The organism is Rhodopirellula sp. UBA1907, from assembly GCF_002337565.1.
GTDB classification, from domain to species: domain Bacteria; phylum Planctomycetota; class Planctomycetia; order Pirellulales; family Pirellulaceae; genus Rhodopirellula; species Rhodopirellula europaea.
On sequence record NZ_DDGH01000094.1, the window covers coordinates 325,420 to 329,482 of the forward strand.

General features: G+C 54.0%; 4 protein-coding genes. 2 read left to right on the forward strand and 2 right to left on the reverse strand.

Going from position 1 to position 4,063, the window contains the following annotated elements:
- On the forward strand, positions 1-569 hold a 569-nt coding region (locus B2R17_RS22865), incomplete at its 5' end, for a methionine-R-sulfoxide reductase (protein ID WP_286765819.1).
- Positions 570-591: 22 nt separating this feature from the next.
- On the opposite strand, the gene B2R17_RS22870 is transcribed toward B2R17_RS22865, so the two are convergent.
- Both B2R17_RS22870 and mscL read right to left on the reverse strand, forming a co-directional pair.
- Entirely contained in the window at positions 592-1,491 is a 900-nt protein-coding gene (locus tag B2R17_RS22870; protein ID WP_286765820.1) for an alpha/beta hydrolase, read from the reverse strand.
- 7 nt (positions 1,492-1,498) lie between these two features.
- Positions 1,499-1,963 (reverse strand): large conductance mechanosensitive channel protein MscL, encoded by a 465-nt coding sequence (mscL, locus tag B2R17_RS22875; protein ID WP_007327836.1) that lies wholly within the window; start codon positions 1,961-1,963, stop codon positions 1,499-1,501.
- A 362-nt stretch (positions 1,964-2,325) separates the two neighbouring features.
- On the opposite strand from mscL, the gene B2R17_RS22880 reads away from it, so the two are divergent.
- Positions 2,326-3,861, forward strand: coding sequence for a S10 family peptidase (locus tag B2R17_RS22880; RefSeq protein WP_286765821.1), 1,536 nt, complete (start codon positions 2,326-2,328; stop codon positions 3,859-3,861).
- Positions 3,862-4,063: the final 202 nt, after the last annotated feature.

The following is a 4,063-nucleotide window of genomic DNA, read 5'->3' on the forward strand; positions in this document are numbered from 1 at the left end:
CTGACACCGAAGCAGGCGACACCGAGAAAACCGCCAAGACTGAAAAGGCGTCGACCACCAAGAAGACCACGCCACTTTCCACCCACAACCGATATGAGCTGAAGATGGATTCGAGCCCGTTCAACAAGCTAAGCCCAGCGGAAGCCTACGTGATTTTGCACAAAGGCACCGAACCACCTGGGGATGGCGGCTACACACTGACCAAGGATCCAGGCACGTACATCTGCAAACGCTGCAACACCCCGCTGTATCACGCGAAAGATAAATTCATCAGCCATTGTGGGTGGCCCAGCTTTGATGATGAAATCGAAGGCGCGGTCAAGCGTCAACGTGATGCCGATGGGCGCCGAATCGAAATCGTCTGTGCCAATTGCGACGGCCACCTCGGTCACGTTTTTCACGGCGAACGCCTGACGCCCAAGAACGAGCGTCACTGCGTGAACTCGATTTCGATGAAGTTCATCCCGGAAGGCAAAGAGATGCCGAAACCGATCAAAGCTCGTGACGTGAAAAAAGATGAGAAGGCGACCGAGCCCAAAGCCGCCAAGAAAGAGACCGCGGCCGAGTAACCTTCACTCGACCGAAAGACCTTCACTCGATCCAATCAAGTGATTTTAGGAACGCGACCGTCTTTTCCATCGTGTCGCGATAGATCTTCCCTCCCCCATCGGTCTTCTTCGCATTGAAGAAACCATGGGGCTGGCCTTCGTAAAGATGCAACTCACTGCGAACGCCAACTTCTTTGCAGTCGTCGCGAAAACGCTCTGCGGTTGCAACTGGGATCAAGTTGTCTTTGGTTCCCAAGAACACGATCGACGGTGGGTCATCTTTCGTGATGTTGTGAGCGGGCGAATACTTTGCAAATTCGTCGCCGACGCGTGCCGTTCCCCATCCGCCGGGACCGTTGTCGTAAACCGGATTGAACAGCAACATCGCCGCGGGTTTTCGCGAAACACCATCGACGACCTGGTCATCCATCGTGCCCAAGTAGGCTGCCAGGTGACCGCCCGCGGAGCCACCACCGGATGCCATCCGATTTGGATCGATGCCAAACTTGTTGGCGTTTGCTCGGATGTAACGAAACGCATCCGAGGCATCTTCGACGCAGTTGTCCGGCGGAGTTTTTGACTTCCTGTCCAGCAAACGATACTTCACTCGGAAGCAAACCATTCCGCGGCCGGCCAGCTCCTTGCTATGCATCGCAAACTGGCCCGGCTTCCCGCCCGTCCAACCTCCGCCATGGAAAAACACCGCGGCGGGACGTGAATCGTCAGCCGACCAATCCGCCGGTCGCGTCCAGTCGACGTGCAGTTCCGTGGACTTCCCCGAAGATTCATCCTCGACCGTCTTGTAAATGAATCGGTCTTCAACCACATCGCTCGATGATGTGTCGAGCGTGGCGTCTTGGGCAGAAACGCGATCGCCACTTCCAATCGATTGGCAAATGAGTGCGGCGGCAAAAACAAATGCAAACGAATGTCGGTGGCTCATCTTGTCCTCAGCTCTTTTGAAGGGCGTCGCGAATTTCTCGCAATAGTTGAATGTCCTCACTCGGCTTGGCGACTTCTTCCTCTTCTGGCTCATCTTCCATTCGCGACCGAGCAGCGTTGATCAGCTTAATCGCTACGAACAAGGCAAGGGCGATCAACAGGAACTCAAAAATGGTTTGAGTGAATGGGCCGTAGTTCAAAATCGGATAATCCTGAACGACCAACCCGGCACCGTCGCCTTCGATAATCTTCCCCGCATCATCCAACTTGGGCGACTCCGTTTCAATTGTCAGAGCAGCCTCTTTGAAGTTGACCCCCGAACGAGCTGTCAACAAATTGATCGGTGGCATGATGATGTTGTCAACCAACGATTTCACGATGCCACTGAACGCACCGCCGATAACAACACCGACCGCCAAATCAATGACACTGCCCTTGAGTGCAAACTCTTTAAACTCTTGAACCAAACCCATAATGTCGCCTCGCTCTTTTTGCTATGCACCACTTCCGACAAAACGCAAACGCAATGCTTGCGATGAATGCGGACAGACTAGGCGAGTGACACCTGTCTACCAAGCCATTGGCTTCAATTTGCATTTACGTCAACGTTCGATTGACACTGCGTTTGAATAGTCAAAACCGCGACAGAACGGCCGGCTTCAGAGGTGAGTCATCTTCCATTCCGCTAGCGTATCGGTGGTGAGGCTTCCGGAAGCGACCCGCTCGTGGATCGTCATCCCGGTGGTGAAATCACACAGCCAACCAGCAAGTACACTGGCGATCTGGCGGACCGCGTCTTGAATGCTTCCCGAATGTCACAACTGAGATGGACCCGATGAATTGGAAATGTTTCGCGAGCTTGTTGGTGTTGTTTTTCCTGAGTACTCAGGTGAACGCCGATGACACATCTGCATCGAAAGACAAAGCTGCCGCCGAAAAGACAAACGATGAGCTGACGGACAAATTCGTCTCGACCGAGCATTCGTTCAGCGTCGCCGGCGAGACCATTGACTACACCGCCACCGCCGGTCGACTCGTCATGCAAACGGACGAACTCGATCCCAAGGCGGAAGTCTTCTTCGTTTCTTACACACGCAAAACAGACGACGTCACCAAGCGTCCGATCACTTTCTGCTTCAACGGCGGCCCGGGTTCGTCATCGGTTTGGTTGCACCTTGGGATGCTCGGACCAAAGATCATCCGGTTTCCCGATGACGCGTCGTTTCTGCGACCGCCCTATCACTTGGATGAAAATCACCAAAGCCTGCTCGACATCACAGACTTAGTCTTCATTGATCCGGTCAGCACCGGCTACAGCCGTCCGGCAAAGGACGTCAACAAGAGTGAATTTCATGGTTACAACGAAGACGTTCGTAGCGTTGGCCAATTCATTCACGACTACACCACGATCTTCGAACGTTGGCTTTCACCAAAGGTGATCCTGGGTGAAAGCTACGGTGGCCTCCGCGTCGCTGGACTGAGCGGTTACCTGCGTGATCACTACAAGATGGAACTCAATGGCGCCGTTGTGATCTCGGGCGCGATCAACTTTCAAACGCTGCGATTCTCGCCCAGCAACGACGTCCCAGACGTTTGTTTCTTGCCAACCTACACCGCGACCGCTTACTACCACAAACAACTGGACGACGAACTGCAGTCGCTGCCATTGGCCGAGGTGGTCGCGCAGTCAGAGAAGTTCGCCTACCGGCAATACGCTCCCGCGCTGTTGAAAGGAACCAGCATCGGCAAGAAAGAACGCCAACGCGTCGCCAAGGAACTGGCTCGTTTGACCGGATTTTCAGAAGACTACCTGCTGTCCTCCAACTTGAAGCTTTCGATGCAACGGTTCGGCAAAGAACTGCTTCGCGACGAAGGTTTGACGGTCGGCCGATTCGACGGACGCTACACCAGCATCGATCGTGACTCAGCCGGCGAGACACCCGAGTTCGATGCCAGCGGTGCTGCTATCTTTGGCCCCTTCACGGCATGCCTGAACGACTACATGCATCGCGATTTGAACTACAAGGATCGCCGTGTCTACGAGATTCTCACAGGCAACGTGCACCCGTGGAGCTACAAACCGTTTGAAGGACGCTACGTCGACGCATCGGAAACGCTTCGTGGTGCGATGGCCGCCAACCCGTCGTTGAAATTGTTCGTCGCCTGCGGCTACTTCGATTTGGCAACGCCACACTTCGCAATGGAATACACCATCGATCACATGGGGCTGTCGCCGGAAAGAAGCAAGAACCTGACGATCAAGCATTATGAAGGCGGACACATGATGTACATCCACGAACCGTCTCTCAAAAAACTCCGCAAGGACCTGGTCGAGTTCTACAACGACGCCGTCGGGCATGCGACGAATTGATCCCCGATGCTTCGCTGGGCATGTTGGAACAAACCGTTTGGATACTTATCTCGATTCTGTGGTGGTGGAACCAAGGCTGGCCTTGGTCTGCTAAGTGTTTTGTATTGATGCCCCGATAGCACGGACAAGAAAATTAGCTTCCCCTCTCCATCTCGGAAGTCGTGCAGTTCTTATGTGCCGTGCTCGCAAGGTTGAAATCACC